A 3,718-nucleotide genomic window follows, 5' to 3' on the forward strand; every position below is an offset into this window, starting at 1 on the left:
GACATCCTCAACCTCGACTCCCGTGCCGCCGGCCTGCCCCCGGGGGGGGGCGGGGGGGTGGGGGGGGGGGCGCGGCGGGTCCCCCCCGCCGCCCGCCCGCCGAGGACACCTCTGACCGGTGTCGTTGTTTCCCGTTTCGCCCTGCGCTCCCGGCCGGGGCAGGGCGTAGCAGAAGAGGAGGGGTCGCCGTGAAATTCGTCGATTCGGCCAGACCGTACGTCCTTTCCCTGTTCCGCATCGTCATCGGGCTGCTCTTCGCCTGTCATGGCGCCTCGAAGATCTTCGGCGTGCTCGGCGGCGAGGTGGTCCGTGTCGGCGCCTGGCCGACGTGGTACGGGAGCGTCATCGAGCTCGTCGGAGGGAGCCTGGTCCTCCTCGGCCTCGGCACGCGGATCGCGGCACTGATCTGCTCGGGCGAGATGGCCTACGCCTACTTCACGATCCACCAGCCGAAAGCCCTGTGGCCGATGGAGAACGAGGGCGAGCTGGCCGCCGTCTACTCCTGGTCGTTCCTGCTGATCGCGGTGCTTGGCCCCGGGGTGTGGGCGCTCGACACCTGGCTGACCCGGGCCCACGCCCGAGGGCGGGCGCCCGCCACACCGGCGAGAACCGTCTGACCGGGCGCTACCCGTCTCGAAGCCGAGTCCTGGCCTGTCCCGATGCTTCGGTCTTCGGCCGCAGGCATTGCCGTGGTCATGGTTTTCGCGCTGTTCTCGCCTCGGTCGCGAACGGGTGCGGTGCCGTGCAGTCTCCTCGTGGCACCGCACCCGTTCCGCGCCACGCGCTCGCGGCGCCGGTCGCTCAGTTCCCGTGCAGGACCGCGCGCAGCCGGGGGGCGAACGCCTCGGGGTCGTCGACGAAGGCGATGTGGCCGCCGGGGAAGAGCGTCGGTTCCGTGCCGAGCTCCGCGGCGAGGGCGGCCGACGCGCGGTCGCAGAGCTGGCCCGCCGACTCCTCGCCGACGCCGACCACGATGCGGGCCTGCCCGGCGCGCAGGGTGGCGATGTCCGGCTGCCAGCGGGTCGTCCCGCGCATCTCGTGCAGGAACCAGAAGCGCTCGTCCGCCACCTGCTGCGGATCGGGCTCGGCCGGAGCCTCCGCGGGCGCGCCGCCGGGCTCCCCGGCCCCGGGCAGCGGGATGTTGGCGTTGACCATGAACTTGACCCAGGCTCCGGCGACGTCGCCGGAGACGTAGGTGGCGATGATGTCCTCGACCGCGGCGTCACGCTCCTCGCGGTCGTCGAGCAGGGCGTTCAGCGGGGGCTCGTGAGCGACCACGGTGTGCACCCGCTCGGGGTGGGCGACGGCGAGCGCCAGCGCGGTGACGGCGCCGCCGCTTGAGCCGAAGACCGCGGCCGGACCGGCGTCGAGGTGGGCCAGGAGTCGGGAGAGGTCGTTGGCGCGCATCTCCGGGGTCGAGTCCTGGCCGGGGGTGTCGAGGGTACTGCGGTTGAGGCCTCGTGGGTCGGTGGTGAGCACGGTGTGGTCGACGGCGAGCAGGTCGGCCAGCGGTGCGAAGAGCGCGGCGTGCATGGGCGCGCCGACGAGCACCACGAGGGGACCGTGGCCCCGCACCTCGTAGTGCAGTGTGGCGTCGGGGACCTTGAGGGACCCGGTGGTGACGGTCGTCGTGTGGTTCAACGGAGTCTCCTGGAACAGTGCTGTGGTGCTCGGTCGAAGGAGAGACTCCGGTCGTGAGGCAGAATCGTCGCTTGTGAGCGAAGTTTTTTCCCTGGAGATCGCCGACCCGGTCGCGGAGGGTACGGAGGATCCCGACCTGGCCAGGGCGCGTGACGGGGACGACGCCGCCTTCGGCCGTCTCGTCCGGCCGCTGCGCCGGGAACTGCACGCCCACTGCTACCGCATGCTCGGCTCGGCCCACGACGCCGACGACGCCCTGCAGGAGGCCCTGCTGCGGGCGTGGCGGGGGCTCTCGCGGTTCGAGGGCCGCGGTTCGCTGCGCTCGTGGCTCTACACCGTGGCCACTCGCACCTGCCTGGACACCGTCGAAGCCCGGGGCAGGCGGGCCCTGCCCGTCGACCTCGGCCCGTCCAGCGACCGGGCCGTGGTCGGCGACGTCCCGCTTGCCGACGTCGCCTGGTTGGGGCCCTACCCCGACGCGGGCCTCGTCGGTGTCCCGGCCGGTCCGGACGCGCGCTACGAGCAGCGCGAAGCCGTCGAGCTCGCCTTCGTCGCCGCCCTGCAGCACCTGCCGGGCAACCAGCGGGCGGCGCTACTGCTCTTCGAGGTCCTCGGCTTCTCCGCCGCCGAGATCGCCGTCATGATGAACACCTCGGCCACGTCGGTGAACTCCGCCCTGGCGCGAGCCCGCAAGGTCGTCGCGGAGAAGGTTCCCTCCGTCAGCCAGCAGCGGACGCTGCGCCGGATCGGCGACGCCCGGGTTCGGGAGATCGCCGCCGAGTACTCCGCCGCGCTGGAGCGTGGCGACGCCGCCGCCCTGGTCGCGTTGCTCACCGAGGACGTCACCTGGTCGATGCCGCCGCTGGCACACTGGTACCACGGCATCGAGGCCGTCACCGACTTCGTCGTGCAGCTTCCGATGACCACGTGCGGAAGCTGGCGGCACCTGCCGACCGGCGCGAACGGCCAGCCCGGCGTGGGCAGTTATCTCTGGAACGACGATGCGGGGGCGTACCTCGGCTGGTCGATCGACGTGTTCACCCTTCACGGAGGGCGAATCGCCGAGATCACCTCCTTCCTCGGCCCCGGCCATTTCACAATGCTCGGGCTGCCCGCCTCGCTGTCCTGACGGTGAGGACACAGGTGAACGCCTTCCCGCGAGACGCTACCGTTCAGGGGTGGACAGGATCTTCACCGTCGAGGAGGCACGGGCGCTGATGCCCGAGCTGCTGGAGCGGGCGGACGAGTTCGTGAGCCTGCGCGCCGACCTGGCCGAGCTGGCCCAGGACCTCCGCGAGCACGGCAGGTCCGATTCGGGCGGCCTGCCCGAGGCCAAGGGGATGGAGGCGCGCCTGGACGAGCTCCTCGGCTGGTTCGGGACGCGGGGCATCGAGGTCAAGGGGGTCGCGCCGCTGCTGGTCGACTTCCCCGCCGTGCTCGGCGGAGTGCCCGTCCGGCTGTGCTGGCTGGAGGGGGACCGAGAGCTCGCCTGGTACCATCGCGCCGACGTCGGCTTCGCCGGTCGCCGCCCCCTCGGTCAGGCCTGACCGCTCGTGCCGACGGGACGTGGCCGAATTTCCCCCCGACGCGCGCGGGGATGGACGGAGGACTGCGATGCTCACCGCTGACGACGTGCGCCGCGTGGCCATGGCGCTACCCAGGACCGAGGAGAGGCTCGTCCGGGACCGGGTGACGTTCCGGGTCGGCCGGATCGTCTACGCCGCGGTCTCTCCCGACGAGACCTCGATGGGGTTCGCCTTCCCCAAGGAGGAGCGGGCCGCGCTGATCGCGGCCGAACCGGAGAGGTTCCACATGCCGCGTCCCTCCGACGAGCGCTACAACTGGGTCCGGGTGTGGCTGGGCGCGATCGACGAGGCCGAGCTGCGGGAGCTCGTCCAGGAGGCGTGGCGGATGGCCGTGCCGAAGAGGGTGGCGGCCGCCCATTTCGGCGAGCCGGACCCCGGGAGGTCCCGCTGAGCCTTTAATAACTCCTAACAGAATGATCTCCGTTGTGGTTTGATCTCTCGCTGTAGCGATAGCGGGAGGGGTGAGCGGGTTGGCGCGGCCGAAGCCGTGG

The 3,718-nt window shown here is 71.8% G+C and carries 5 protein-coding genes; 4 read left to right on the plus strand and 1 reads right to left on the minus strand.

What is annotated here, in order from left to right:
- The first annotated feature begins 188 nt into the window (after nt 1-188).
- On the plus strand, nt 189-617 hold the full coding sequence (locus AB0395_RS45950) for a DoxX family protein (protein ID WP_366293973.1): 429 nt from the start codon (nt 189-191) through the stop codon (nt 615-617).
- A gap of 184 nt (nt 618-801) precedes the next feature.
- On the opposite strand, the gene AB0395_RS45955 is transcribed toward AB0395_RS45950, so the two are convergent.
- Nucleotides 802-1,641 carry an alpha/beta hydrolase gene (locus AB0395_RS45955; protein ID WP_366293976.1) on the minus strand — a complete coding sequence of 280 codons (840 nt, stop codon included), beginning with the start codon at nt 1,639-1,641 and terminating at the stop codon, nt 802-804.
- Between the two features lie 73 nt (nt 1,642-1,714).
- Here AB0395_RS45955 and AB0395_RS45960 point away from each other — a divergent pair, with 73 nt between their 5' ends.
- The 3 genes from AB0395_RS45960 to AB0395_RS45970 all read left to right on the plus strand — a co-directional run bounded on the left by AB0395_RS45960 (nt 1,715) and on the right by AB0395_RS45970 (nt 3,618).
- The gene (locus AB0395_RS45960; RefSeq protein WP_366293979.1) at nt 1,715-2,770 is read left to right on the plus strand and encodes a sigma-70 family RNA polymerase sigma factor; all 1,056 of its coding nucleotides are present in this window, start codon (nt 1,715-1,717) and stop codon (nt 2,768-2,770) included.
- Nucleotides 2,771-2,819: 49 nt separating this feature from the next.
- Entirely contained in the window at nt 2,820-3,188 is a 369-nt protein-coding gene (locus AB0395_RS45965; protein WP_366293981.1) for a DUF2203 domain-containing protein, read from the plus strand.
- Between the two features lie 67 nt (nt 3,189-3,255).
- Nucleotides 3,256-3,618, plus strand: coding sequence for an MmcQ/YjbR family DNA-binding protein (locus AB0395_RS45970; RefSeq protein WP_366293984.1), 363 nt, complete (start codon nt 3,256-3,258; stop codon nt 3,616-3,618).
- Nucleotides 3,619-3,718 lie beyond the last annotated feature (100 nt).

The sequence above is a fragment of the Streptosporangium sp. NPDC051023 genome (assembly GCF_040689595.1).
Lineage (GTDB): Bacteria > Actinomycetota > Actinomycetes > Streptosporangiales > Streptosporangiaceae > Streptosporangium.

Excerpts from the sequence above, each read along its gene's own strand:
- AB0395_RS45970 (WP_366293984.1), top strand. The coding sequence starts at position 3,256 with ATGCTCACCGCTGACGACGTGCGCCGCGTGGCCATGGCGCTACCCAGG.